The following is a 24,671-nucleotide window of genomic DNA, read 5'->3' as shown; positions in this document are numbered from 1 at the left end:
TAGGCTCGTGGGCATGGGAATTCCTGTGTTTCTGGCCGAGCTGCGCGAACTGGTGGGCCACCGGCCGCTGTGGCTGTCCGGCGTCGGTGTGGTGCCGGTGGACGAGGACGGGCGGGTGCTGCTCGGGCGGCGGGCGGACAACGGGGCGTGGTCGGTGGTCGGGGGGATCGTCGACCCGGGGGAGCAGCCCGCGGACGCGGCGGTGCGGGAGTGCCTGGAGGAGACGGGCGTGACGGTGCTGCCGGAGGCGCTGACCTCGGTGACCGTCTCGCCGCTGATCGAATACCCGAACGGGGACCACGCCCAGTACCTGGAACTGACCTTCCGCTGCCGCCCGTTGGCCGGCGAGGCGCGGGTGAACGACGAGGAATCGCTGGAGGTCGGCTGGTTCCACCCCGACGCGCTGCCCGAACTGGACGCGTCCGCACGCAAACGGATCGAGCTGGCGCTGGCCGGAAGCAGCACGGCGTACTTCGAACTGAACGCGTCGTGACCGGCTGACCCCCGCTGCCCCCACTGCACCTGCTGCCCCCGCTGCACCCGGAGCGCGCAACGGCGCGCTCCGGGGCGGCAGTTCGCGCCGGCGGTGGCTCAGGGCGCCCGGAACCACTCCGCGGTGCGGCGCAGGCCCTCCGGCAGCGGGACGGGCCGTATGCCGGGAAACAGGGCGCGCAGGCGGGAGTTGTCGGCCTGGGAGTCGCGTACGTCCCCCGGCCGGGGATCGACGTGCTCGGCGGCGACCGGCTCGCCCAGTGCCTCGCCGAGCAGGGCGATCAGCTCCAGCAGGGTGGTGCGGGTGCCGAACGCCAGGTTGACCGGCTCGGCGCTGACCACCCGGCGCAGCACCGCCTCGGCGAGCACCTGCGCGACCGTGCCGACATAGGTGAAGTCGCGGCTCTGCAGCCCGTCCCCGTGCACCGTCACCGGCCGGCCGTGCAGCGCCGCGTCCAGGAACGCCGGGACGACGGCCGCGTACGCATGGCCGGCGGGCTGGAGCGGGCCGAAGACGTTGAAGAAGCGCAGCGGGAGCACGCCCAGGCCGTAGCAGTGGTGGTAGGCCCCGAGGTACGCCTCGGTGGCCAGCTTGGAGACCGCGTAGGGGCTCATCGGTGCCGACCGCATCGACTCCCGCTTGGGCAACTCGCGGTTGGCGCCGTACACCGAGGACGAGGACGCCGCCGCCACGTACAGCCCACCGGCCCGGCGGGCCGCCTCCAGCACCTCCAGGGTGCCGGTGGCGTTCGCATGGTGACTGGCCAGTGGCGCCGCCACCGAGCGCGGCACCGAGGGCAGCGCCGCCAGGTGCACCACCGCGTCCGCCCCCGTGAACGCCGCGTCCAGCAGCGCCGGATCGAGGATCGTGCCCTCGAACAGCGTGACGCCGACGCCCGCCAGATTGGCCTTGCTGCCGGTGGACAGGTCGTCCACCACCCGGACCTCCGACACCTCCGGGCGGGCCGTCAACTCCCGTGCCAGATTGGCCCCGATGAACCCGGCCCCGCCGGTGATCACCACTCGCATCGCCGCACACCACCCCTTCGCCGGGCCCCGGGGATCCCCCCACCGGGCCGATGCGCCGACTCTAGCCGCGCACCCACGCCCACCGGGCCGAAAACCCGGTCAGTCGCACCCAAACCGTCCCATCGGCCACAATCCCGTCCGACGAGTGGCCGGGAACAGGCAGCCGTGCGGCGGGTTTCAACGCTTCGGGCGCCGCCCGGCCTCCTCCGCCGCGTCCAGCACCGCCGCCAGGTCGCCGCCCGCCGTCGCGGTCGCCACCGCCGCCACCGCGCCCTCCACGAACGGCGCGTCCGCGAACCGCACCGGGAACGGCAGGAGGTGCTCGTCGGCCTCGCCCAGCAGCGCCAGCACGGTGTCGACCGCGCCGTTCAGGTCGCACAGCACCACCACGCCATGGCCCTGGTCGACCCGCCGGGCCGCCGTCGCCACCAGCACCGCGCTGGTGCCCAGACCGTCCGCGAGCGAGCCGCCGGTCGCCACCACCGGAGCCGGATCGCCCGACTCCGCCACCGCCAGGGCCAGCGCCCGCACCGCGTCCGCCACCTCGTGGCTGTGCGAGACCAGCACCACGCCGACCCGCCCGTGCCCGACCGGCCGCGAGGGCCGCGGCACGGTGGGTGTCGGGGCGGGCAGTGTGCCGGTGGCGCTGCCCGCCGGCGGGGCGGACGGCGCGGTGGTGATCGGGATGACGTCGGCGCGGCTGCGGCTGCCGTCCCGCTGGTCCATCGGCTGCTCCCCGGTGCGTGGCTGACTGCTCGTCACCCATCCCTACCTCGAACGGGCCCCGGTGGCCTGCCTTTAGCACAGGTGTCGGCCGGACACGGCCGGATCGGACCATCTCCACCACCCGCGGGGCAGACCCGGCGCGATCCGCCGGACCCGCCGCCCGCGATGGCTAGGCTGGCCGCTCGAACACCTCGGTGGCGACGCCGGGACAGGCCGGCGATCGGCACCGACCCGCGATCGGCACCGACCGGCAAGGGCCGGTACGGCAGTGGAGGGGAGCACCACCATGGCGGCACAGGCGGCGGACCGGCGGAAGATCGAGCTGGATGTGAGCGGAGCCGAGTGGCAGTCCGCGAACGACGACCCGAACGGCGTGCAGATCGCTTTCGTCGAAGGCTGCATCGCGATGCGCAACGGCGCGGAGCCGGACGGCCCGGCGCTGATCTTCACCCCCGCCGAATGGCGGGCCTTCGTCCTCGGCGCGCGGGACGGCGAATTCGACCCCGACCGGCAGACCCAAGGCTGACCCGGGCACCGGCCCCCGGGCGGCGGCCCGAACTCGGCACCCACCGAGCCGAATTCGGCCCCCCCAGTGTCGAATTCGGCCGCACGCGGGCGGATTTCGGCCGTTTCGAAGATGACCGGTACGCCCGGACTGCCCTGATCCGCACCCGTCGAAACCGCTCGTGAAGGTGACGAGTGGGCATACTCCGAGGTTACAAAAGAGTTCTGATGGGCCGAAACTTGTTGACTGTCCGACAAGCCTGCCAGAGAGTAAGAGCAGGCAGACGCCGTGCCGACCGCCCCCACGCGGTCTGGCACGGCGCCCGCTTGTGCTGCCCGTCACCGGCGCCGATGACGGGCCCTCCCACCCTGGACCGCACAGCGTGCGGCACCCGTCGCGACGGGAGCAGGCCCGACCGGGAAGAGCTACCTCCCGACTGGGCCAAAACCCGGATTCCGCACGCCCCCACGCGGCGGTGATCCGGGCAAGGTCCGCGAACGCGACGGCTTGAGGGCCCCGCGGACCTGGCTCGGTGTTCCTATGGCTTTGTGTGCCGATTCCCTCGGTCCGTCGGCCGCCGGGGCGCCCGCCGCGTCGTCCGCAGGCTCCCGCAACGGCGAAGACCGATCGAATCAGCAAGTGGTGCTTGTGAGTTCACACGACTGACGTTCACACGACCGCATGCGCAGTGAGGGAATGCGCGCAAGGCACGCCGCGACAAGCCGCACCCTGTGGATCTCGCCCGGAGCGGCCGTCGTGCTGAACCGAACGTAGCCCGGACGGTTGCTCAGAGTCAACATTGGTCCCTGAGCGTAGATCCCGGCCTGATCGCGGACCCACTCACCGGCCCCGGCCCACCGGGCACGTACGATGGGCCCATGTCATTTCTCCGCCGTCGCTCCGGACAGCCCGCCGGCCCGGACTTCGACGTCCTGGCAATGGATCCGGGCGACTGGCCCGGCCTGTTCGGGGCCATGATCATGGCCGGTCCGGACGGCTCCTGCCAAGGCATTTTCCTGCGCTACGACCTGCTCGGCGGCCGCGGCCCCGCGATGCTGATCGGCAACGTCCCGCAGGGGTCGCCCGCCCGCGAGAGCGAGGACGGCGTGCCCTTCGAGGTCCGCCAGCTGCTCGCCGCCCTGGAGAACGACGAGCCGGTGGAATTCGTCTCCGCCGAGGACTTCCCGGTCATGCTCGGCGACGACCTGCTGATCGTCCGGAAGGTCAAGGTCAGCGAAGGGCGCCTGTACTGCTCCCAGTTCGGGCGCAGCGATGACGTCCAGGTCACCATCGCCTCCTGGGACCGACCGATTTCGGACGACCTCTACCAGCTCCTGAAGCCGCTTCCGGCGGAGATGTTCCAGCAGGACTAGGCGCGCGATGCCCCGGCCGCTGCTGCTCACCCGCCGCCTGCACGTGGACCTCCGGCGCACCGCCGGCGCGGCCTGTCCGGCGTCCTGACCCTCCCCGAGTCCAGGACCGCCCGACCGACCACGCCCGCCCGGAGGACCGCCGCCATGCCCCGCACCCCCGCGCACACCCCTGCCGTCGAACGCGGAACCGATTCTGCGAGCAGCCAGGGCGAGACCGCCCTCGAACGGGCCCTCGGCCGGCTGCCCCGGGTGGTCGACCTGCTCGCCGCCCGCGCCGCCGAACACGACCGCGACGGCACCTTCCCGTACCAGGGCATCGAAACCGTCCACGAAGCCGGACTGCTCACCCTGACGGTCGGGCAGCGCTACGGCGGCCCCGGCGCCGGACTCGCCGACACCGTCCGGGTACTGGCCCGGCTCGGCCGCGGCGACGCCTCCGTCGCGCTGCTCACCGCGCACACCCTGCTGCACCACGCCGAACAGGCCGCGGGCGCGCCCTGGCCCGCCGCGCTCTACCGGCGGCTGCTCACCGAATCCCGCCGCGGCCCGGCCCTGGTCGGCACCCTGCGCGCCGCACCCGGCCGCCCGCCCGCCGTCACCGCCCACTGGCGCGGCGACGCCTGGCAGCTCACCGGCCGCGCCGCGCAGTGTCCCGGCGCCGAAGCACTCGCCTGGCTCGCCGTCGAAGCCCGCACCGAAGAACAGCGGCCCCGCACCGGCCTGTTCCTGATCCGCGGCGACAGCCCCGGGCTGGAGATCGACCCCGCCGCCGACCAACTCGGCCTGCGCGCCGCCGCCGGCCACGACGTCCTGCTGGACGGTGCCCGGGTCGGCACCGACGCCGTCCTGCTGCCCCGCACCCCCGCCCCGGCCGACCGTCCGCTCTCCGCCGCCCGGCGTCAACTCGCCCTCGTCGCCGTCCTGCTGGGCACCGCGCGGGCCGCCCTCGACTGGTCCGCCGGACACCTGCGCGGCAGCACCGCGCACCGCCGCCCGATCGGCGAACTCGACGTCCGGCTCACCGGCGCCGAGGAACTCGTGCACGGCCTCGCCGCCCGCATCGACGCCGACCCGGCCGCCGCCGAACGCGCCCCCGCCGTCCAGCTGCTGGCGGCCCGCACCGCCGCCGACACCGTCCAGCAGGCCCTCACCCTCACCGGCAGCGCCGGCCTCGACCGCCGCCACCCGCTGGAGCGCCACCTGCGCGACACTCTCGGCCTGCGCACCCAACTGCCCGCCGAGGACGCCGTGCTGGACGCCCTCGGCGAAGCCCTGCTCGGGCGCGTCTGACCATTCCGCCGGGCGCGCGATGCCGGATTCGCGCGCCGGGAGGTGCCGCCCCGGCGCACCGGCGAGCCGTCCGAGTGCGCCCGGCGCGAGGACGGCCCGCCGGCCCGAGCGAACCGCAGGTACCCCCAGCCCCCAAGGGCCGGGGGTGCCCGCCGATCCGACGGGAATCGCCGGACGGGCCGCGAAGCCGACGGCAGGTCAGCGGGTGCCGACCGCCGCGCGGACCGCGCGGCGGGCCAGGGCCGCGTCGTCGTACAGCCGGCGGATCATGATCCGCTGCTCCTCGCCCGCGCCCGGGAGGTCGTGCAGCCGCAGCTCCCGCATCAGCACCAGCGTCAGGTTGACCAGGAACGCGTCCCGGGCCAAGGTGCCGCCGGACTGGGCGAGTTGGCTGATCTGGCGGCGGGCCGCGGTGTCACCCGACAGCACGCTCCAGAGCACCGCCAGGTCGTAGCCCGGCAGGTACCAGCCGGCCTGCTCCCAGTCCAGCAGGACCGGGCCGGACGGCGCCAGCAGGATGTTGCCGAGCAGCGCGTCGCCGTGGCACAGCTGGCGCGGCACCGAGGACAGGCCGTGCAGCAGGCCGCGCAGGTCGCCCGCGTCCCGGTCGGTCAGCAGGCCGAGCGAGTGGAACCGGGCGATCTCGGTCTGGTAGTCCAGCGGCTGGTCGAACACGTCCGTCGGCGGCCGCCACAGGTTCAGCGTGCGCACCGCGCCGAGCACCGCACGCACCTCGCCCGGCGTCGGGGCGTTCGCGGGGTGCCGCTCGCGGGCCGCCGGACGGCCCGGCACCCGCTCCAGCACCAGCACGCAGCGGTCGTGGTCGGCCGCCACCAGCCTTGGCAGACGCACCGGCGGACGGTGCCGCACGAACGCCCGGTACACCGCCACCTCGTGGTGGAAGCGCTCCATCAGGTGCGCCGCCTGCGGGCCGCGCAGCGCCCCCGGCGCCAGGCACTTGGCCACCACCGGGGCCCGGCCGATGGTGCCCGCGACCAGGATGTGCCGACTGCCCTCCCGCAGCACCTGCCGGGGAAGGAACGCGGGACATATCCGCGCGACGTTGGCAAGCACCGCACGCACCGCCGGGGTCTGCAGCGCGGCCGGATCCACCCGGTCCACGAACGCCTCCGCGCCCCGCCCGGGCATCGGACGGCCGAGCCGGCCCACCTGCTCCGGCATCGGACGGGTCACCAGGGTGGTGCGCCCGCGCGGGTCGCGCAGCTCCACGGCGCGCGGCGCGGGACGGCCCGCACCGGCGGTCGGGGGGCGCAGACCGGAGCGTGGGGGGCGCGCGGCCGCGCCGTCCACCCCGATCGGGGCGATCGGTCGAGTACCGGTGCTGGCTGTGGAGTACATGGGCGGGTGAGGGTCCTTCCTTGACCGGCGGCAAGCTTCACGGGGCCCGGACGCGCAGGGGTCGGGCCGCCGGGTGGGGAGCGGGCGCCGGGCACGGAGCCGGAGCCGTCGAACCGTCCGCACCCTGGGGAAATGCGTCCGCTCCGACCCTCCGTGCCATGCCCGGTGCCCCCGCGCCACCCGGTTGCGCCACCCCCTGAACCACGCCTCGCAGGAACGGACCCTGACGGGCCGTCGGTCGACATCCGGGCCGGTCGGGGGCCGTTCCGACGCGAGATCGGGGTGGCGCACACCTACCTGACACCCGATCGGCACTGGCACGCCACATAGCGAACCCTGGCGAAGCCTGGCGAATGGTCGCTTGGCATGTGACAGAGCCATTAGTGTCGTGCCCAGCCGATGAACCTGGGGGCTCATGTGAGCAGGGGGCCGAACAGCAGGCTGGCCGACCATTTCGCACTGACCGGCTGGTCCAAGGGCGAATTGGCGCGGCTGGTCAACCGGCGGGGTGCCGCACTGGGCGAGCAGCAGCTGTCCACCGACACCTCCCGGGTCCGGCGCTGGATCGAGCAGGGCGAGATCCCACGCGACCCGGTGCCGAGGGTGCTGGCGGCCGTGTTCACCGAGCGGCTCGGCCGTGTCGTCACCACCGAGGACTTAGGTCTCGAACGGCACCGACCCGCCAGGTCCGGCAGCACGGCACCACCGCCGACGGAACCCGGGGCACCGGATCGGACGGCCGCGGTCCTCACCGAGTTCACGGGAATGGACCTCATGCTGAACAGACGCGGACTGGTCGGCGCCTCCGCGGCCCTCGCGGCGGGCGCGGTCATCGCCGACAACCTGCACGACTGGCTCACCGGCGGCGCGGTCGCCGAAGCCGCCCGCCGCCCCCGCACCCCGGGCGGCCCCGCCCCGGTGGCCGACGTCTACGAACCCGGCCCGGTCGGCAACGAGGAAGTCACCGCCCTGGAACGCTCGGTCGAGGTGTTCCGCGCCTGGGACGCCTCCCGCGGCGGCGGACTCCAGCGCAAGGCCGTGGTCGGCCAACTCAACGAAGTCGGCGGCCTGCTCGCCCACAGCCACCCCGCCGCCCTGGAACGCCGGCTCTGGACGGTCGCCGCCAACCTCGCCGTGCTGGCCGGCTGGATGTCCCACGACGTCGGCCTCGAACCCACCGCCCAGCGCTACTTCGTGATCGCCGCCCAGGCCGCCCGGGAGGCCGACGACCGCCCCCGGGCCGCCGAGGCCGTCTCCCGCGCCGCCCGCCAGATGCTCCACCTCGGCCGCGCCGACGAGGCCCTCGAACTCATGCAGCTCGCCCGGGCCGGCACCCGCCCCGCCGACGGCGCACTGCCCCGCACCCGCGCCATGCTGTGCACCGTCGAAGCCTGGGCGCACGCCTCGCTCGGCCGCTCCGAGGCCACTCACCGGACCCTCGGCGAGGCCGAACACCACTTCGTCCAGGACACCGACCGGCCCGCCCCCGCCTGGATGCAGCTGTTCGACGAGGCCGAGATGCACGGCATGCAGGCCCTGGTGCACCGCACCCTCGCCGAACACGACGCCGGCGCCGTCCCGTTGGCCGTCCACCACGCCCAACAGGCCGTCCGGCTGCGGCAGAAGACCGGCCGGGAGCGCTCCGCCCTGCTCGACCGGATCACCCTGGCCTCCGCCCACTGGATCGGCGGCGAACCCGAGGCGGCCGTGGCGCAGGCGAACGGCGTCCTCGACGCGATCGGCCAGACCTCCTCCCGGCGCACCTGGGACCGGCTCCGGGAGATGGACCGGCTCGCCGAACGCCACCAGGGCCGGCCGGACGTCGCCGAACTGCGCGAACGGATCCGCGACGCGCTGCCCGCGCCCCGGGCTCCCCGGCCGATCTGAGCGGCGGGCGCCCGGCGTGGGCCCGGTGTGCGGTCTTCACTCGTACGTGACGGGTGTGTGGCCGGTGCCCGGTTCCTGCTCCACGGGTGCGTCCAAGGTCCGGAACCGGTCGATCCGGTACGGACGGAGTCGGCTCGGCATGGCCGTACCTGCGGAAATCCGTTGCCCTGTGTGCGGAGCGGCCCCCCAGGCGGTAACCTTCGGTGATTCCGGCGCCCGGGCGCCTGAGCTGTGCCAACCGACCCCGGCGACGGAAATCCCGTTGCCTTGACGACCGCCGCAACGGATGCTGACCTCATGTTCGAGCCAGTGATAGCGCCCAGCGCCAGCCTCCTCGGCCTCCTCCAGAGAGGCCGCGGAGACGGGCAGCTGCATGCGTTGGCCGCAGACCGCGACGAGGCGATCACCGCCGTCGAGAGCTGCGTGACCAACGACCCCCGCGCCGACTGGCAGGTCGAGAACCGCTCCTTGTACTACGCGCGGCTCTACATGGAGTTGGAGGCCCCCCTCACCGGCCTCGAACTCCACCTCACCTCCCCCGAGGACGCCACCGACACCGACGAGGCCCGCACCGGCCTCGCCCTGGCCGTACTCGGCCACCTCGCCGGCTACGGCCGCCGCGACGCCCTCGACCTGCTGCGCGCCTACACCACCACCGGGACCAACTGGGCCTGGGCCCTTGACGAACTCGCCCTGCGCGACACCGACGAGGCGCTGCTCGCCCTGGCCCCCGCCGTCCTGCGCCGCTTCCCGGCCGGCCCGGAGGGCGACGCCGAACTGCGCGAAGCCATCCGCGCCGCGTACGAGCCACGGGTCTGGCGGCTGTGGGCCGTCCACCACCCGCGGGTCGCCACCGCGAGCGAGCAGTCACCCTTCGACCTGTGGCAGCGGCAGCTCAACCGCCAGGGCGTCACGCCCGGTTGGTCCACCGCCGATGTCCTCGCCTGGGCCGACCAGGGCGAAGGCCCCGAACCCGGCGTCCTCGCCCGCCGTGCCGCCGCGGCCGCCCGCTGCCTCACCGCCGTCGTCCGGCCCGAGGACGCGCCGCTGCTGCACGAGGCCGCCGCCGGCGGACCGGCCGGCGCCCGCTGCGCCGCCCTCCGGTACCTGGTCGAGCAGCGCGACCCGGCCGCCGCCGAGTACATCGAGACCGCCGCCGCCGACCTGGACCACCGGATCGTCGCCACCGCGCTCGAAGTGCTCGGCCGGATGCGAGGTCCCGAGGCGCTCCAGCACGCCCGCCGCTGGGCCGACCCGGCCACCGGCAGTGCCGACAGCGCCCTCGGCCAAGCCGCCGTCCGCCTCCTCGCCGACGCCGGCGAAGCCTGCGACGCCCCACTGGTGGTCGCCGCACTCCATCAGTGGATCTCACTGAACGGCGTCACCGGCACCGCCCTCGGCAGCCTCGTCGACGGCATCGGCCGACTCCGCGCACACGCCGCCGTGCCCGCCCTGCGGCACGTCTACGGCGAGGCGTCCTCCTCCGAACTGCGCGGCCGGGCCGCCCAGGCACTCGCCGTCACCGACCCGTACTTCGGGGAGGGCCCCGCCGTCGAATGCCTGTGGGACTGCGAGGAATCCACCCGGGAACTCGCCGCCACCCACGTCACCACCACCGGCGACGCCCGCGTCCTCGAACGTCTGCGCCGGCTGGCCGCCGACCCCGCCGAGGAAGCCGAGGTCCATGCCGCCGTTCGCGGCCGCCTGACAGCCCGCGACCGGTAGAGTCACGTCCATGCAGCGACCGCGAGCTCCGCGCCCCGCCCTGACAGCCCTCCTCACCCTGGGGATGCTCCTCGGGGCGGCCGGCGGCGCCGCCGCCCACGTCGAGGTCAACACCACGACGGCGCAGGCGCTCAGCGTCGATGCCACCGTCACCTTCTCCGCCGAGGGCGAGTCCTCCACGGCGGGCATCACCGACCTCAAGGTCACGCTGCCCGCCGGTCTCGCCCCCGCCGACATCACCCCCGTCAAGACCCCCGACGGCTGGGCGTTCACCCCCACCGCCGACGGCTGGACGGTCGCCGGGCCGGCCCTCGCGCCCGGCGCGGCCGCGGAGTTCTCCGTGAAGGTCCGTCAACTCCCGTCCAGCACCTCGGTGGTGTTCAAGACCCTGGTCGACTACTCCGACGGCCACACCGACCGGTGGATCGAACTCCCGCAGGGCGACACCAAGCCCGAACATCCCGCCCCGGTCCTCGCCCTCCGCCCGGCCGCGGCCGGGGCCACCCCGCTCCCCGCCGCGACGCCCTCCGCCTCCGCCTCCTCCTCCGCGACGCCCTCGGCCGACGCCTCCTCCGCCGCGCCGTCGGTGTCCGCCTCCGCCTCGGCCACGCCCGTCGCGTCCGAGAAGGACACCGAGAGCATCACCACGATCGTCCTCGGCGGTCTCGCCGCGGTCGTGGCGCTCGGCACGCTGATCGCCTTCGCGGTGCGCCGCAGGTCCTCGCGCCGCGAGAAGTAGCGGGTGCCCGCTTTCGGTGCGGTCCGCTGATCCGGTGGTCATGACCGTATGACCAGCGCGGACCGGCCGCCGCTCACCGACGCCTGCGGCCCGACGGATCACCTGCCAGCCTGGCGCGGGCGGTGCGGCCGAGTTCGTGCTGGCGGTCGCGCGTGGGTTTTGCGTTGAGGTCAGGCCGGTTTGAGGTGCGGGAGGGTGCGGACGTGGGGGGAGAGGAGGGGGAGGAGGGTCAGGGTGGCCTGGGTGAGGGCGGTGGTGGTGGCGACCAGGTGCGGGCCGTAGTGGGTGGCGAGGGGGCCGCAGGCTAGTTGGCCGAGGGGGATGGCGAGGTAGGAGAAGACGTCGGCGTGGGAGGAGACGCGGGACAGCAGGTCGGGCGGGAGGTGTTCCTGGAGTGAGGTGTCCCAGGCCGTGGTGGCGAGGGCGCTGCCCAGGCCGGCGGTGAGGGCGGCGGCGAGCAGCCAGGGGGCGGGGGCGTGCAGGCCGAGGGCGAGGAGGGGCAAGGGGAGGGCCAGGCCGGCGAGTTGGCCGGCGGCGAGGAGGCGGGGGAGGGCGAGCCGGTAGAGGGCGGCGCCGGCCAACAGCAGACCGGTGCCGCGGGCGGCGAGCAGGGTGCCCCAGAGGGCGGGGCCGGAGAGTTGCGGGCCGAGGATCTGCCACGGGCCGGTGAGCAGCAGGTTGGTCGCGCAGTACGACCAGGTCGTCCACCAGATCCAGCGGGTGCGCCGGAAGGCCGTCCACCCCTCGCGCAACTCCGGTAGCAGGGCGGGTCGTTGGGCGCGGATCCGGCCGGCCGGAAGGCGGGCGAGGCAGAGCGCGGCCGGCAGGTAGCTGAGGGCGTCAGCCGCCACCGCCCAGCCGGCGCCCACGCCTGCCACCAGCAGGCCGGCCAGCGCCGGGCCGAACACCTTGCTGCCGTTGGAGGCAATGCCCAACAGGGCGTTCGCGGGCCGCAGTTGCTCGCGCGGGACGAGTTCGGGCAGGACGCCGATCAGCGCGGGCGAGGTGAACGCCGTGAGCAGCCCGTTGAGGAACTCCAGGGCGGCGATCGGGCCGAGCGCGTAGTGGCCGGTCAACAGCAGCGCCGCGACCGCGCCCTGGGTGAGGCCCGCCCCGAGGTGGGTGGCGAGCAGGACGGTGCGGCGCGGGAGACGATCGGCGATCGCGCCGCCCAGCAGCAGGAACGCCAGCAGGGGGAGCGTCCGCAGGGCGAGCACGATGCCCAGGTCGGCGGCCCGGCCGGAGTCGCCGAGCACTGCGAACGCCAGCGCCACCGGCGCCATCGCGCTACCGAGCAGGGAGATCGCGCGACCGGCGAAGAACCAGCGGAAACCGTGGTGGTGAAGGAGTGGTGGAAGCACCCGCAGAGTGTGCGAGCCCGTACCGCCGGGCCTCTATCGTTTCGGCGACCGACGAAACCTGGAGAAGGGTGGACGTTCGCCATGGTGATGCTGCGCCTCGACTCGCTGGCGTTGTCGCGCTCCCGGTTCGCCCTGTCGCCGTTCGCCGAGACACTCGCCACGATCATCCAACTCGCCCGTCCCGCAGCCGATTCGTGGCATCCGGAGTGGCACACCCGGCACCGGGTGGAGTTCCACGCCCGGCTCCGGGCGGACCCGTACGCGCGGGGGCTGGTCGAGCTGATCTCAGCCACGAAGTACCTGCCGGACCACCTGGTGGTGCCGCCGGGCGGCGGGATGGAGACCACCCTGGAGTCCGAACTCGCCGAGGTGGCGCGGGTACCGGACGAGGCGGTGCGGGAGAGCCTGCGACTGTCACTGGCGCACAGCTGGGAGGACGACCGGCACCTGGACTGGCTCACCGGGCGCCAACACGGCGCGCGGGCCGCCGAGTTGTTCCGCGCGGTCTGGGACACCCACCTCGCCGCCGAGTGGCCCGCCCGCCGGGCCGTCCTGCAACGCGACGTCACCCACCGGGCCGGACTGCTGGCCGCGCACGGCTGGCCGCGCGCCCTGCACCTGATGAACCGTCGCAGCGGGTGGGTCGGCAGCGACGCCATCCGGTTCAGCGACCAGCCCGGCCCCGACCACGTGGTCGGGCCGGACGGCATGCTGTTCGTGCCGGTCAGCGCCCGCCGCAGCTCCTGGCTGTGCCACGCCCCCGGCCGTCCGCACGCCCTGGTCTACCCCGCCCGCGGAACGGGTGTTCCCGGCCCCGCCCCGGCCGGCGAGCAGGCCCTCGCCCGGCTGATCGGCACCGGCCGCGCAGCCATCCTCCGCCACCTCGACATCCCCGCCACGACCAGCGAACTCGCCATCCTGATGGGCCAGTCCGTAGGCACCATCGGCGGCCACCTCACCATCCTCCGCGAATCCGCCCTCGTCGACCGCACCCGCCTCGGCCGCCGCGTCCTCTACCACCGCACCCCCCTCGGCGACCACCTCGCGGACGGCGCGCCGGGGTTGTGAGGGCCGACCATGCAGTGTTGTGGGTTCGGGAGGTGTATGGGTCGAGCTCGCCGGCGCGGAGCTTGCTGTCCTCGGGTGAACTGTGCGCTGCCCAGGTGAATTGCCGTGGCCGATCGCGGCGACGCGGATCATCCCGGACGCGAAGCGCTGTGCGCACCCTCTAGCTTCGCGACTGGGCGGACGGGCCCGGTGTGGGCCCCACGCGTTCGCGAACAGCTCGGACAAGGAGAGGCAGTGCACATCACCAGGAAGGCCGCCACCCTCGCGGCAGCAGTCTCACTCGCCGGCGTCGTTCTCGGGGGTGGTCCGGCGAGGGCCCAGGGCGAGTCGTTCACCGCATCCGTCCAGGTGGCGAGCGACAACACCAACCTGGACGAGTATCTCGGGGCCGCGTTCTGGACCCGGGATCCCAGCTTCGGCTACCAGGACTGGACGTTCACCAGGGTGGGTGAGACGTCCGACGGCATCGGCATCTTCATGATCAAGGGCGGCCACTACGGGAAGTGCATCGCGGACGCGGGCGACGGGCAGTCCGTGACCCAACTGGTCTGCGAGGAGGGCGACGAGACCCAGCGGTGGGTGGTCGAGACCGACCGGGAGTACACCACCATCGCCAGCAACGAGGACCGGGAGATGGTCCTTCAGGGCAATGGAGAAGACCGGTCCGTGACCATCAACCCGGCCGACGGCGGGTGGCACCAGATCTGGATGCTCTACCAGAAGTAGCGGGCGCAGGGAAAAGGTGTAGGGAAGAGGCGAATGAAGAAGGGGCAGGCCACCCGGCCCGCCCCTTCGGGGGTGGTGGCGGTCAGTGCACCGCGCCCGCGTCGGGGGCGAGGACGCCCGTGGTGACCAGGCCGATGATGGTGATGCCGAGCAGGACGCGGTAGATCACGAACGGCATGAAGCTGTTGTGCGAGATGTACTTCAGGAACCAGGAGATGGCCGCGTAGCCCACCGCGAAGGCGATCAGGGTGGCCAGGACGGTCGGCCCCAAGGCAGGTGCCGGGCCTTCGCCGATCTTGAAGAGTTCGAGCGTGCCGGAGGCGAGCACCGCCGGGATGGCCAGCAGGAACGAGTAGCGGGCGGCCGCCTCGCGGCTGTAGCCGAGGAACAGGCCGGCGCTGATGGTGCCGCCGGAGCGGGAGACGCCCGGAATCAGCGCCAGCGACTGCGCGGCGCCGTAGATCAGCGCGTGCGGGAAGGTCAGTGAGCTGATCGGGCGGGCATTGCGGACCGCGCGCGAGCGGTCGGCGACGGCGAGGATCAGGCCGAACACGATCAGCGTGGTGCCGATCAGCCGCAGGTCGCGCAGCGTGGTCTCGATGGTGTCCTGGAACAGCTTGCCGATGATGCCGATCGGCAGTGTGCCGACGATCACGTACCAGCCGAGCTTCGCGTTCTGGTCGCGCCGCCACTCGGCGCGGAACAGCGACAGCGTCCAGGCCTTGATGATCGAGCCGATGTCGCGGCGGAAGTAGATCAGCACCGCGGACTCGGTGCCCAGCTGCGTCACCGCCGTGAACGCCGCGCCCGGGTCGTCCCACCCCGCGAGGGCGGAGAACACCCGCAGGTGCGCACTGGAGGAGACCGGCAGGAACTCGGTCAGACCCTGCACCAGGCCGAGCACGGCCCCGTGGAACCAGTCGATCACCGGACAGACCCCGCGGATATCGATCGGTGGTTCAGCATGGCGGCAGTCCTGTTCGCTCGTGGGGTGGCCCGGCGGCGGCTCGGGGGCTCGGTCCGGTGTGGCCCGGATGATAGGGGCTCAAGGTGTCGCGGACCTTTCGTCCGGGTGTATGCGGGGATCGCGGGTTGCCCGGACGGTGGGGGTGGCGGGAGGGAGGTGCTCAACCTTCCTGCGGGGGAGGGGAGTTCGATGCCCTGAGCGCCTGGGGGTGACTACCGCCGGGGGGCAACCTGTGCGGGACCGCCACTGTGCCGCACCGTCCAGTCGGGGCGGGTCAGCTCGTACACCACGTCGCCGTGTTCGCTGCCCGGGATGGGGTCCGGCCAGTCCTCGAAGAAGGTTCGGACGTGGCGCAGTCCGGCCCGCTCCAGTACCCGGCGGGAGGCGGAGTTCACTGCCATGGTGGTGCCCACCACCTTTTCCGCCTCCAGCTCGGTGAACGCGGAGTGCACCAGGGCGAGCGCCGCCTCGGTCGCGTAGCCCCGCCCCCAGGCGGCGGGCAGCAGGCGGTACCCGAGTTCCAGCCCGCCGGCCGGGCCGGTCTCCAGCCCGACCGAGTGCGCCGGGCGCAGCGCGGCCCAGCCGAGGAAGGGTTCGCTGCCCGTGGCCAGGGCCCAGCAGCCGAGGCCGGCCGGCAGGCGCCCGTACTCGTCGAGCAGGGCCGGGAGCACCTCCTCGGCGACCTGCGGTGCGGGCATCGGGCGGCCGTCCTCCAGGTGACGCATCACCTCCGGGTCGCCGCACAGCGCCGTGACGGCGGGGAGGTCGGCGGGGGAGAGGCGGCGGAGCGTCAGTCGGTCGGTGCGCAGGCGGATGTCCATGGGGCGAGCAGAGCACTCGGGCGCGGGGTGCGGCAAGCGCTTTCCGGGTGGGACGGGAAAGCGGTTTCCCGTTGGGGTGGGAAGGCGCTTTCCGGTTGGGGTGGGCAAGCGCTTTCGCGTCCGGGCGGGCAGGCGCTTTCCGAGTGGGGTCGGGGAGGGGAACAGCTCGGTCGATCAATGTGTTGGTCTGCTTCGTTCAGTCTGATGTACCGTTCCGCTGTTCCGCTCCACACTTGGGGAAGTGACATGATCGCTCTGCTGCTGGCCCTCGGCAGTTCGCTCGCCTACGGCTGTGCCGATTTCCTCGGCGGCCTGGGCGCGCGCCGGGCCCACGTACTGCGCACCGTACTGATCGCCGCCCCGGCCAGCCTGCTGGTCGAGTTGGCGATGTGGCCGGTGCTCGGCGCGAAGTTCGGTGCCGGGGCGGTCGGTTGGGGCGCGGCCTCGGGCGCCGCCTCGGCGGCGGCGTTCGCGCTGCTGTACCGCACGCTGGCGATCGGCCCGATGAACGTACTGTCGCCCGTGACGTCACTGGTGTCGGCGGTGCTGCCGGTCGCCGTCGGCCTGATCCAGGGTGAACAACTGGGCAGCGCCGGGCTGGTGGGCCTGCCACTGGCGCTGGTGGCCGTGGTACTGGTCAGCGCGGGCTCGACGGACGGACGGGCCCGGGTCTCCCGGACCGCGCTGCTGCTCGCGTTCGGCGCGGGCACCGCGATCGCCGTGCAACTGGTCTGCCTCCACCAGGCCCCCGCCGGCAGCGGCATCGCCCCGCTGATCGTCGGCCGGACCGTCACTTCCGCGCTCACCCTCACCGCTGCCGTGCTGCTGCGCCGCCGACTCGGCCCCGCGCGCCCGGCCTACCGCCTGGCGGCGGCCGCCGGTGCGCTGGACTCCGCGGCGAGCGTCCTCTTCCTGCTGGCCGCCCGTAGCGGCGACCTCACCGTGGTGGCCGTGATCACCGCCCTGTACCCCGCCGGCACTGTGCTGCTGGCCCGCGCCGTCCTCGCCGAACGCATCCACCGGGGTCAGTTGGCGGGCCTCGGCGCGGCGGCGGTCGCGGTCGGTCTGCTGGCGCTGGCGTGATCGACGTGCCCTTCTCCGAACGGAGCACCGTTCGCGTGGGGTTCTTGCACTCGCGCCGCACCGTCGGCTTCGGGCCGCTCGCTCGCCGGGGGCCAGGGTGGCCTGCCTGCCTGCCTGCCTGCTCGCCCGGGCCGATTGTCCGTACCTCTCTGAACGGAGCACCACCGCATGACGTCTGTGCACCTGCACCCCGCCGTGGCCGAGGCCTTCCCCGGCACCCGGATCGCGCTCATTGCCGCGCGCGGGATTCGCGGGACCGAGCCGTGGCCCGCCACTGCCGCCGCGCTGGAGCGGTTGGAGGGTCAACTTGCCGACGGTGACTGGCGGCCGGCCGGCGAGGACGATCCGCGGATCGGGGTCTGGCATGCCGCGTATCGGGCCTTCGGAACCAACCCGCGGCGGATGCGGCCGAGTGTGGATGCGCTCGGGCGGCGCTTGGCCAAGCAGGGGGTGTTGCCTCGGATCAATCCCGCCGTGGACTCGTACAACGTGGTGTCCGTTCGGCACGGGCTGCCTGCCGGGGCGTTCGATCTGGCGGCGGTGCAGGGTGAGGTGGTGATCGGATTCGCGGACGGGAGCGAGGAGTTCACGCCGCTCGGGGAGCCGGGGACGGTGGAGCGGCCGAAGGAGGGCGAGGTGATCTACCGGGATGCGGCGGGCGTTCTCACCCGTCACTGGAACCACCGTGACGCGCACCGTACCCGGGTCACCGAGCACTCGGCGGATGCCTTGTTCCTGCTGGAGACCTTGGCGCCGGACGGGGAGCAACTGGCGGCTGCGGCAGGGGAGTTGGAGGAGTTGCTGGCGCCGCACAGCGCGACGGTGACGGTACGGTACCTCGACCCGGGGCATGCCCGGGCCGAGGTCTGAGCCGTCAGCGGGCGGTCAGCGCGGCCGCCCGCTGCGGGTGCTGGTCACGCCAGGTTTCCAGGGCGTGCTGGACGGCCTCGGCGACGCAGGCCCGGACCGGGGTGTTGCCGAGGATCTCGCGGCGGCAGCCTTCGTAGCTCGGTTCGTCCAGCTTCACCGAGACGACCGCCGTCAGCCGGGCGCCTTTGCCGAGGACGGCCGTCACGCCGTCGCGGAAGCCGACCAGGTGGGTGCCGCCTTCGGTGCGGCGGGAGTTGGCGAACCCGAGGACCTGTGGTTCGCCGTCTCCGGCCGGGGCGAGGGCGATCTCCATCGACCCGCCCATTCGCTCGTCCTCGCGTTCGACGACCACCGCCTCGGCCGGGTCGGCGCCGAGCTGGGTGAGGAACTCCCGGACGCCGTCCGGGGCGTGGAAGCGTTCGGTGTGCGGTTCCTCGCCGCGTTCGTCGGTCAGGACCACGTCCAAGGTGCGGTTCAGCATGGCGAGTTCGCGGAAACGCGCGGCCAGGGCGGGGCGGTCGAACTCCACCGTCTCGAAGATCTCGGGGTCGGGCCGGAAGGTGATTGCCGTGCCAGTGCCGTCCGCCGGGCCCGTCGGGTGGGGCGGGGCGATCGGTTTGCCGCAGGAGTACTCCTGGCGGGTCGTCACCCCGTCGCGCCACTCCTCCGCGAGCAGCCGGTCGGAGAGCGCGTTGACCACGTAGAGGCCGATGTCGTACCAGCTGACGGTGCGGCGATCGCTGGTGCTCCGAGTGGCCGGCCGCAGGACCGTCAACTGGTGGTCGAGGGGGCGCTCGTGGATACCGTCGTGGGTGACCCGCGCGCTTCCGTCGGCCAGCAGGACGACCTCCACCCGTCCGGCGCTTCCGAGCACCACCTCGTTCATGGCCGAGTCCGTCACCTCGTACAGCAGGTGATGCAGACCCCGTTCACCGGTCGATCCGACGTACATCCCGGGCCGTTTCCGGATCGCCTCCAGGCCCTCCAGCACCACGATCGAACTGGCGTCGTATGCATGCGTCACGGTGTCCCCTCCGGTGCTCAGGCAGTGCCCCAACCCTAGGGGAAATCCTGGAAAGCGCCAGGTCAGGGGCTATGCGGTGAGGGCCTGCGGGCGGCGGCGCCGGGGGTTTCGGAGGGGCCTCGCCGCCACGGTCGCGGGTGGGGGCGGGAGGAGCGGGGCGGGGTGGCCGCGGGCGCCTGCGGGGCAATTCCGGGTGGCTGCGGCAGCACGAATTCGAGAAATCTTTCTGCGGTGCCGGACCGTCAGGTGAAGGCCTCCACCCGGACGCCCGCGGAGGCCAGCGCGCCCCTGACCCGCCAGGCGAGCTGGGCGGCGCCGGGGGTGTCGCCGTGGACGCAGAGCGAGCGCGCCCGGACGGCGACGGGCTCGCCGCCGACAGCGGTGACGGTGCCGTCGCGGGCGATGCCGACCGCGCGGGCGATGACCGCCTCCGGGTCGTGGACGACGGCGTCGGGGTCGCGGCGCGGGACGAGGGTGCCGGCCCAGGTGTAGGCGCGGTCGGCGAACGCCTCGGTGACGACCGGGAGTCCCACGCCCTCGGCGACGTCCAGCAGGCGGGAGCCGGGCAGGCCGAGCAGCGGCAGCGGGCCGTCGCAGATCGCGCCGGAGCGCAGGACGCCCGAAACCACCGCCTCCGCCTGCTCGTTGTCGTGGACGACCCGGTTGTAGAGGGCGCCGTGCGGCTTGACGTACGACACCCGGGAGCCGGCGGCGCGGGCGAACACCTGGAGGGCACCGATCTGGTACGCGATCTCGTCGGCCAGTTCCTCCGACGGGACGTCCATCGCGCGACGGCCGAACCCGGCGAGGTCGCGGTAGGAGACCTGGGCGCCGATCCGCACCCCGCGTTCGGCGGCCAGCGCGCACACCCGGCGCATGGTGGACGGGTCTCCGGCGTGGAAGCCGCAGGCGACGTTGGCGCTGGTGACCACGGACAGCAGGGCCTCGTCGTCGGTGAGGCTCCAGCGGCCGAAGCCCTCGCCGAGGTCCGCATTGAGATCGATCGCCGTCTCGGCCACTTCGCCTCCTCCGCCCTTTCCCGCACGGTTCGACCCGGGGTCCGGGTGCCCGTTCCTGGGGGTGATCGTAGGGCCTGATCGTTTCGGCGGTGGCGGCTGCCGGATTCCGGGCGACAGGTTTTACCCGCCAGTTTCCTGGCCTGTGCCGCACTGGCCACCCACTCGGGTGCAACGCGGTCGGGGGAGCGTTCGGCGGCGCGAATTGACGCCGAGCCGGGAGAGCGTCCGGCGGCGCGAATTGACGCCGAGCCGGGGGAGCGCGCGGACGGGTCGTCAGTCGCGCGGCCAGGGGCGGCCCTGGATCTTCTCGATGTCGCGGTTGAAACGTTCCAGGACCTCGGCGAACCCGGCGAGCTCCTCGGCCGTCCAGTCGTCGACCACCTTGGCCAGCCCCTGGATCGACCAGTCGCGGTCGTGGTGGAGGCGGCGCAGCCCCTCCTCGGTGATGCGCAGCTTGCGGGCCACCCCGCCGTCCGGGTCGGGGATCCGGTCGACCAGGCCGGCCCGCAGCATGGCGGCGGTCTGCCGGTTGACGGTGGAGGTGTCCAGGCCGAACGCTTCGGCGAGTTGGCCGATGGTGAGCGGTCCCTCGGTCTCGATCCGGCTGAGCAGGGTGTACGCGCTGCGGTCGAGGCTGTCGGGGCTGCCGGAGGTGCGGGCGGTGGCGAGCACCTGGTGGCGGTTGAGCAGCATCATTTCCCGCTCGATCAGGGCGAGTTCCTTGGTGTGCCGCATGCTCCTCCGTCCAGTGCGTCGCTTTTCGGCAGCATATCCCGCGAGGGTCGTATATGTATGGTACACATGATGTGCATCATGCATATGAAGTGCCAGCCGGAGAGCTGAACCAGAGAAATGAGAAGAACCCCATGAGTCAGGCACGCACCGGCCCCGTCGTCGGAGTGCTCGCCGGCGCGGGCATCGTGGTCTCGCTGATGCAGACCCTGGTCGTCCCGCTGATCCCCCAACTGCCGGACCTGCTCCACACCTCCGCCGCCAACGCGTCCTGGGCGATCACCGCCACCCTGCTGGCCGGTGCCGTCGCCACCCCGGTGCTCGGCCGACTCGGCGACATGTACGGCAAGCGCAAGGTGCTGCTGATCAGCCTCACCCTGCTCGTCATCGGCTCACTGATCTGCGGCTTCAGCAACGCGCTCGCGCCGATGGTGATCGGCCGCGCCCTGCAGGGCATCGGCGCCGGCGTCATCCCGCTCGGCATCAGCATCATGCGCGACGAACTGCCGCCGCAGAAGCTCGGCTCGTCCATGGCGCTGATGAGCTCCTCGCTCGGCATCGGCGGCGCGTTCGGCCTGCCGCTGTCCGCCGTCATCGCCCAGCACGCCAGCTGGCACGCCCTGTTCTGGATCTCCGCCGCGCTCGGCGTGCTGATCGCGGGCGCCGTCGTCGCGCTCGTCCCCGAGTCCCCGGTGCGCTCCGGCGGACGCTTCGACGTGGTTGGCACGATCGGCCTCGCCATCGGGCTGGTCTCCCTGCTGCTCGCCATCTCCAAGGGCGGCGACTGGGGCTGGGCGTCCGGCTCCACCCTCGGCATGCTCGCCCTCGCGGCCGTGGTGCTCCCGGTCTGGGGCTGGTGGGAGCTGCGCACCGAGCAGCCGCTGGTCGACCTGCGCACCAGCGCCCGCCGCCAGGTGCTGATGACCAACCTGGCCTCCGTGGTGATCGGCTTCGCGATGTACGCGATGAGCCTGGTCTCCCCGCAACTGCTCCAGCTGCCCACCAGCACCGGCTACGGCCTCGGCCAGTCGATGGTCGCCGCCGGCCTGTGGATGGCCCCCGCCGGCCTGGTGATGATGCTGCTGTCGCCGATCTCCGCCAAGCTCTCCCGGGCCAAGGGCCCCAAGGTCTCCCTACTGGTCGGCGCCGTGATCATCACCGGCGGCTACCTCGCCGCGCTCGGACTGATGGGCCACGCCTGGGGTGTCCTGGTGTTCTCCTGCCTGATCAGCGGCGGCATCGCGTTCGCCTACGCGGCCATGCCCGCGCTGATCATGGGCGCCGTCCCGGCCTCCGAGACCGCCGCCGCGAATGGGCTCAACGCCCTGATGCGCTCCATCGGTACGTCCACCTCCTCGGCCGTCATCGGTGTGGTGCTGGCACACATGACGACCAACTTCCACGGGCGCACCCTGCCGTCGGAGGGCGGCTTCCGCACCGCGTTCCTGATCGGCGCGGGCGCAGCGGTTCTCGCCGGGCTGGTCACCCTCGCAATCCCCGGCATGCGCCGGGCGGCCGCTCTGAAGGCCGTACCCGCCGAACAGACGCCCGCCGTCGCGGCGAAGTAGCCCGGCGCGGGGGCTGCGCGCCAAGCGCCAACCGGCCCGCGAGGCCGCTTTCGCGGGCACGTCAGCGTCGTCCCGCCCGGCGAACGTCCTTGCCGGCCGACCCGAATCACGCGACACAGGCCCCGCCTCGTCCTCCCCACGCGGGTGGCCGGGGCGGGGCCTGTGCCGTCTCCCTGATCCTCCGGGCGGGCCGGTCGACCGCACAGCCGGGTGTCCGCCGGTGGCCGTGTCGGTGCCGACGGCCGGTGCGCCCTGGCGGTCGAGTTGCTGCGATTGGCCGCATGGGTACGGGGTCCGCCATTGGGGGGAATCGAGAGGAGGAGCCTGCGGTTCGGTCCGGCGTAGGCTGCCGCTCATGACGACGGCGGTGGGGAGCCTGATCGAGGAGTTGCGCCGCGGACTGGGCATGTCTCAGGACCAACTTGCGGCGAAACTGAATGAGTTGGGCAACCGTGCGACGGTGACACGGCAGTTGATCAGCCGGTGGGAGAACGGATACCAGGGCCGGAAGCCCGGCCCGCTCTGGCTACGTCATTTGGCTACCGCCTTGCAGGTGCCCCTGCACGCTCTTGAAAGTGCGGACGTGAACCGACGAGCCTTTTTGACGAACGTTGCCGCGACAGCCATAGCGCCCGGGACTGCCTCGGACTTGTTGTCCCACGGCTTCGCCGCTGCTCTCCGCGGCGGGCCGTCCCTGGACGATTGGCGGGAACGGCTCCACATCTACGGCCAGGACTACATGTCGTCCGGTGCGGAGGAGATCCAGCGCCGCCTCGCCGCGGACATGGTGGTGCTACAGCGGCAAGTTGAGGGCCCCCATATGTGGGAGGTGGCTGCTCGGCTCGCAACTCTGTTCGCCAAGACGTTCCCCGGCACCGACGCGGCAAGGACCACGGGCTGGTACGGCATGGCGGCAACTGCGGCTGACCGGTCCGAGGACCTGGCTGCTCGGGTATGGGTGCGGGGGCGTGCCGCGATCGCACTCGGGTACGAAGGCGCATCGCTGGCGGTTGCGGAACGGTTCGCGGACCAGGCTCTGGCGATCGACTCGCGCCCGTCCCTCGGCCGACTCAACGCGCTCATGGGCAAGGCGCACGCTGCCGCGATCCGCGGCGACCGGCGGGCAGCTCTGCAGCTCAACGACGAGGGGTGGCGAGTCTTCGAGCGGGTTGCCTCACCGGCGAGCGAACAGTCGGACTACGCGGTGCCCGAGTGGCGGATGAACGTCTTCTCATCTCTGCTGCTTGCTCGGCTCGGTGAGGAGAAACGGGCCGAACATGCCCAGGAGCAAGCGCGCCTGTTGCTTCCGCCCACGCTTCCGCGGTTCGCCACGCATCTTGAGCTGCATCGCGGGCTCATGCTCGCTCAGGCAGGCGACCGGGTCGGCGGGGTGGCGTATGCGCAGGCCGCGTTGGCGCAACTCCCGCTCGACAAACAGTCCCTGACGCTACGTCTGTTGATGGCCGAGGTGGAAGCGGCCTGAGCGGCCTGGCTACCCGATACGGCTACCCCCTGTCTGCCGACCTGTCGCGGCGCGCAGAGTTGGTCCCCGCACGATTCGGAGCGATCGGGGACAACGTGACCAACGAGTCACTTGCACAACTACGGGCAGAAAAGCTCGACCAAGCGCGAACGGTGTGCGCCTGCCTCGGGAGTGCGCTCGACTCCATCGGGGTCCCGCTGCCGGGACTCACGGTGGAGCAGACGGATGCGGGCGACTACCGCTTGGCACTCGGCAGCCTGGACATTGACCCCGGCAAGGAGCTGGCGTTCGCCGTTCTCGCAGGTGCGCCAGTGCTCCACGCGATCAAGGCGGTCCCGGACGCCGACGAACTGCTGGTCGACACCTCTACCGGCCGACTCGGCAAGTTCCGTGGTGTGGACGGCAAACGGTGGTGGCTCGCCGCGCCGTTCGACAACGACGAGCCGTGGACGGCCGACCCGCACAAGGTAAGGGAACCGACCGTCAACGAACGGGTCCGCGCAGACATGGTGGCCGCCATCGGCAGGAAAGCGGAGTAAGCGGTGATGCGCTCGACCGCCTTGACGGGCCTTGTGCTGCTCGGTTTCGGCGCCGCGCCGGCTGGTCCGGTACTCGTGTTCGCCATGCTCGTACCGGACGACGGGGTGCGCGGTGCGGACGTTGTCGAGGTCACCTGGCAACTGGATGAACGCGATCGCAGTCCATGCCTCATGCTCGTGATGGTGTTGTATGGACAGCCAATAGCCACGCGGCGGCCTCGGACGTCAGCGTAGTTCCTGCCCAGTGGCTGGAGGCGTTCGAAGGTCTGATGAGCCGGATGGCCA

24 protein-coding genes are annotated in these 24,671 nt (G+C 72.8%); 15 read left to right on the top strand and 9 right to left on the bottom strand.

The genetic code is table 11. The features are described from left to right. Positions 1-13 precede the first annotated feature (13 nt). Positions 14-493, top strand: a complete 480-nt coding sequence (locus ACFV18_RS20055) for an NUDIX domain-containing protein (protein ID WP_380484980.1) — start codon at positions 14-16, stop codon at positions 491-493. A 98-nt stretch (positions 494-591) separates the two neighbouring features. On the opposite strand, the gene ACFV18_RS20050 is transcribed toward ACFV18_RS20055, so the two are convergent. Then, positions 592-1,521, bottom strand: coding sequence for an NAD-dependent epimerase/dehydratase family protein (locus ACFV18_RS20050; protein WP_380484979.1), 930 nt, complete (start codon positions 1,519-1,521; stop codon positions 592-594). Positions 1,522-1,698: 177 nt separating this feature from the next. After that, a complete protein-coding gene (locus ACFV18_RS20045; protein WP_380485122.1) occupies positions 1,699-2,247 on the bottom strand; it encodes a PTS-dependent dihydroxyacetone kinase phosphotransferase subunit DhaM in 549 nt (182 codons plus the stop codon). A gap of 286 nt (positions 2,248-2,533) precedes the next feature. On the opposite strand from ACFV18_RS20045, the gene ACFV18_RS20040 reads away from it, so the two are divergent. The 4 genes from ACFV18_RS20040 to ACFV18_RS20025 all read left to right on the top strand — a co-directional run bounded on the left by ACFV18_RS20040 (position 2,534) and on the right by ACFV18_RS20025 (position 5,415). Continuing rightward, entirely contained in the window at positions 2,534-2,773 is a 240-nt protein-coding gene (locus ACFV18_RS20040; RefSeq protein WP_380484978.1) for a DUF397 domain-containing protein, read from the top strand. Positions 2,774-3,630: 857 nt separating this feature from the next. Then, positions 3,631-4,125, top strand: a complete 495-nt coding sequence (locus ACFV18_RS20035; protein WP_380484976.1) for a hypothetical protein — start codon at positions 3,631-3,633, stop codon at positions 4,123-4,125. A 7-nt stretch (positions 4,126-4,132) separates the two neighbouring features. Then, positions 4,133-4,213, top strand: a complete 81-nt coding sequence (locus ACFV18_RS20030; protein ID WP_341869173.1) for a putative leader peptide — start codon at positions 4,133-4,135, stop codon at positions 4,211-4,213. Positions 4,214-4,269: 56 nt separating this feature from the next. Continuing rightward, positions 4,270-5,415 carry an acyl-CoA dehydrogenase family protein gene (locus tag ACFV18_RS20025; RefSeq protein WP_380484974.1) on the top strand — a complete coding sequence of 382 codons (1,146 nt, stop codon included), beginning with the start codon at positions 4,270-4,272 and terminating at the stop codon, positions 5,413-5,415. Between the two features lie 198 nt (positions 5,416-5,613). On the opposite strand, the gene ACFV18_RS20020 is transcribed toward ACFV18_RS20025, so the two are convergent. Further along, positions 5,614-6,774, bottom strand: coding sequence for an aminoglycoside phosphotransferase family protein (locus ACFV18_RS20020; protein WP_380484972.1), 1,161 nt, complete (start codon positions 6,772-6,774; stop codon positions 5,614-5,616). A gap of 417 nt (positions 6,775-7,191) precedes the next feature. Here ACFV18_RS20020 and ACFV18_RS20015 point away from each other — a divergent pair, with 417 nt between their 5' ends. The 3 genes from ACFV18_RS20015 (at position 7,192) to ACFV18_RS20005 (ending at position 11,125) form a co-directional block, all read left to right on the top strand. Beyond that, on the top strand, positions 7,192-8,661 hold the full coding sequence (locus tag ACFV18_RS20015) for a hypothetical protein (protein WP_380484970.1): 1,470 nt from the start codon (positions 7,192-7,194) through the stop codon (positions 8,659-8,661). 297 nt (positions 8,662-8,958) lie between these two features. Then, on the top strand, positions 8,959-10,386 hold the full coding sequence (locus tag ACFV18_RS20010) for a HEAT repeat domain-containing protein (protein ID WP_380484968.1): 1,428 nt from the start codon (positions 8,959-8,961) through the stop codon (positions 10,384-10,386). Between the two features lie 10 nt (positions 10,387-10,396). Beyond that, positions 10,397-11,125 carry a DUF1775 domain-containing protein gene (locus ACFV18_RS20005; protein WP_380484967.1) on the top strand — a complete coding sequence of 243 codons (729 nt, stop codon included), beginning with the start codon at positions 10,397-10,399 and terminating at the stop codon, positions 11,123-11,125. Positions 11,126-11,295: 170 nt separating this feature from the next. Here the strand turns inward: ACFV18_RS20005 and ACFV18_RS20000 are convergent, their stop codons facing one another. Further along, positions 11,296-12,486 carry an MFS transporter gene (locus ACFV18_RS20000; protein ID WP_380484965.1) on the bottom strand — a complete coding sequence of 397 codons (1,191 nt, stop codon included), beginning with the start codon at positions 12,484-12,486 and terminating at the stop codon, positions 11,296-11,298. A gap of 81 nt (positions 12,487-12,567) precedes the next feature. Here ACFV18_RS20000 and ACFV18_RS19995 point away from each other — a divergent pair, with 81 nt between their 5' ends. Next, positions 12,568-13,554 carry an ArsR/SmtB family transcription factor gene (locus ACFV18_RS19995; protein WP_380484963.1) on the top strand — a complete coding sequence of 329 codons (987 nt, stop codon included), beginning with the start codon at positions 12,568-12,570 and terminating at the stop codon, positions 13,552-13,554. Positions 13,555-13,788: 234 nt separating this feature from the next. Next, a complete protein-coding gene (locus ACFV18_RS19990) occupies positions 13,789-14,280 on the top strand; it encodes an RICIN domain-containing protein (RefSeq protein ID WP_380484961.1) in 492 nt (163 codons plus the stop codon). Between the two features lie 82 nt (positions 14,281-14,362). Here ACFV18_RS19990 and ACFV18_RS19985 read toward each other — a convergent pair whose 3' ends face one another. Then, positions 14,363-15,205 carry an undecaprenyl-diphosphate phosphatase gene (locus tag ACFV18_RS19985; protein WP_380485120.1) on the bottom strand — a complete coding sequence of 281 codons (843 nt, stop codon included), beginning with the start codon at positions 15,203-15,205 and terminating at the stop codon, positions 14,363-14,365. Between the two features lie 254 nt (positions 15,206-15,459). After that, positions 15,460-16,068, bottom strand: coding sequence for a GNAT family N-acetyltransferase (locus ACFV18_RS19980; protein ID WP_380484959.1), 609 nt, complete (start codon positions 16,066-16,068; stop codon positions 15,460-15,462). A gap of 246 nt (positions 16,069-16,314) precedes the next feature. On the opposite strand from ACFV18_RS19980, the gene ACFV18_RS19975 reads away from it, so the two are divergent. Both ACFV18_RS19975 and ACFV18_RS19970 read left to right on the top strand, forming a co-directional pair. After that, positions 16,315-17,151: an EamA family transporter gene (locus ACFV18_RS19975; RefSeq protein ID WP_380484957.1), complete on the top strand. Its 837-nt coding sequence runs from the start codon at positions 16,315-16,317 to the stop codon at positions 17,149-17,151. A gap of 168 nt (positions 17,152-17,319) precedes the next feature. After that, positions 17,320-18,021 carry a B3/4 domain-containing protein gene (locus ACFV18_RS19970; RefSeq protein ID WP_380484956.1) on the top strand — a complete coding sequence of 234 codons (702 nt, stop codon included), beginning with the start codon at positions 17,320-17,322 and terminating at the stop codon, positions 18,019-18,021. 4 nt (positions 18,022-18,025) lie between these two features. On the opposite strand, the gene ACFV18_RS19965 is transcribed toward ACFV18_RS19970, so the two are convergent. From ACFV18_RS19965 to ACFV18_RS19955, 3 genes are all read right to left on the bottom strand, one after another. Further along, a complete protein-coding gene (locus tag ACFV18_RS19965; RefSeq protein WP_380484954.1) occupies positions 18,026-19,045 on the bottom strand; it encodes a DNA gyrase subunit B in 1,020 nt (339 codons plus the stop codon). Between the two features lie 242 nt (positions 19,046-19,287). Then, the gene (locus ACFV18_RS19960) at positions 19,288-20,064 is read right to left on the bottom strand and encodes a LamB/YcsF family protein (protein WP_380484952.1); all 777 of its coding nucleotides are present in this window, start codon (positions 20,062-20,064) and stop codon (positions 19,288-19,290) included. Positions 20,065-20,337: 273 nt separating this feature from the next. After that, on the bottom strand, positions 20,338-20,799 hold the full coding sequence (locus tag ACFV18_RS19955) for a MarR family winged helix-turn-helix transcriptional regulator (protein WP_380484950.1): 462 nt from the start codon (positions 20,797-20,799) through the stop codon (positions 20,338-20,340). A 131-nt stretch (positions 20,800-20,930) separates the two neighbouring features. Here ACFV18_RS19955 and ACFV18_RS19950 point away from each other — a divergent pair, with 131 nt between their 5' ends. The 3 genes from ACFV18_RS19950 (at position 20,931) to ACFV18_RS19940 (ending at position 24,386) form a co-directional block, all read left to right on the top strand. Next, positions 20,931-22,364 (top strand): MFS transporter, encoded by a 1,434-nt coding sequence (locus ACFV18_RS19950; protein ID WP_380484948.1) that lies wholly within the window; start codon positions 20,931-20,933, stop codon positions 22,362-22,364. 355 nt (positions 22,365-22,719) lie between these two features. After that, positions 22,720-23,847, top strand: a complete 1,128-nt coding sequence (locus ACFV18_RS19945) for a helix-turn-helix transcriptional regulator (protein WP_380484946.1) — start codon at positions 22,720-22,722, stop codon at positions 23,845-23,847. A gap of 95 nt (positions 23,848-23,942) precedes the next feature. Then, positions 23,943-24,386, top strand: a complete 444-nt coding sequence (locus ACFV18_RS19940; protein ID WP_380484943.1) for a hypothetical protein — start codon at positions 23,943-23,945, stop codon at positions 24,384-24,386. Positions 24,387-24,671 lie beyond the last annotated feature (285 nt).

This window comes from Kitasatospora sp. NPDC059673 (genome assembly GCF_042734215.1).
Lineage (GTDB): Bacteria > Actinomycetota > Actinomycetes > Streptomycetales > Streptomycetaceae > Kitasatospora.
The sequence above is the reverse complement of the archived record's forward strand: the minus strand, read 5'-3'. Positions and strand labels throughout refer to the sequence as shown.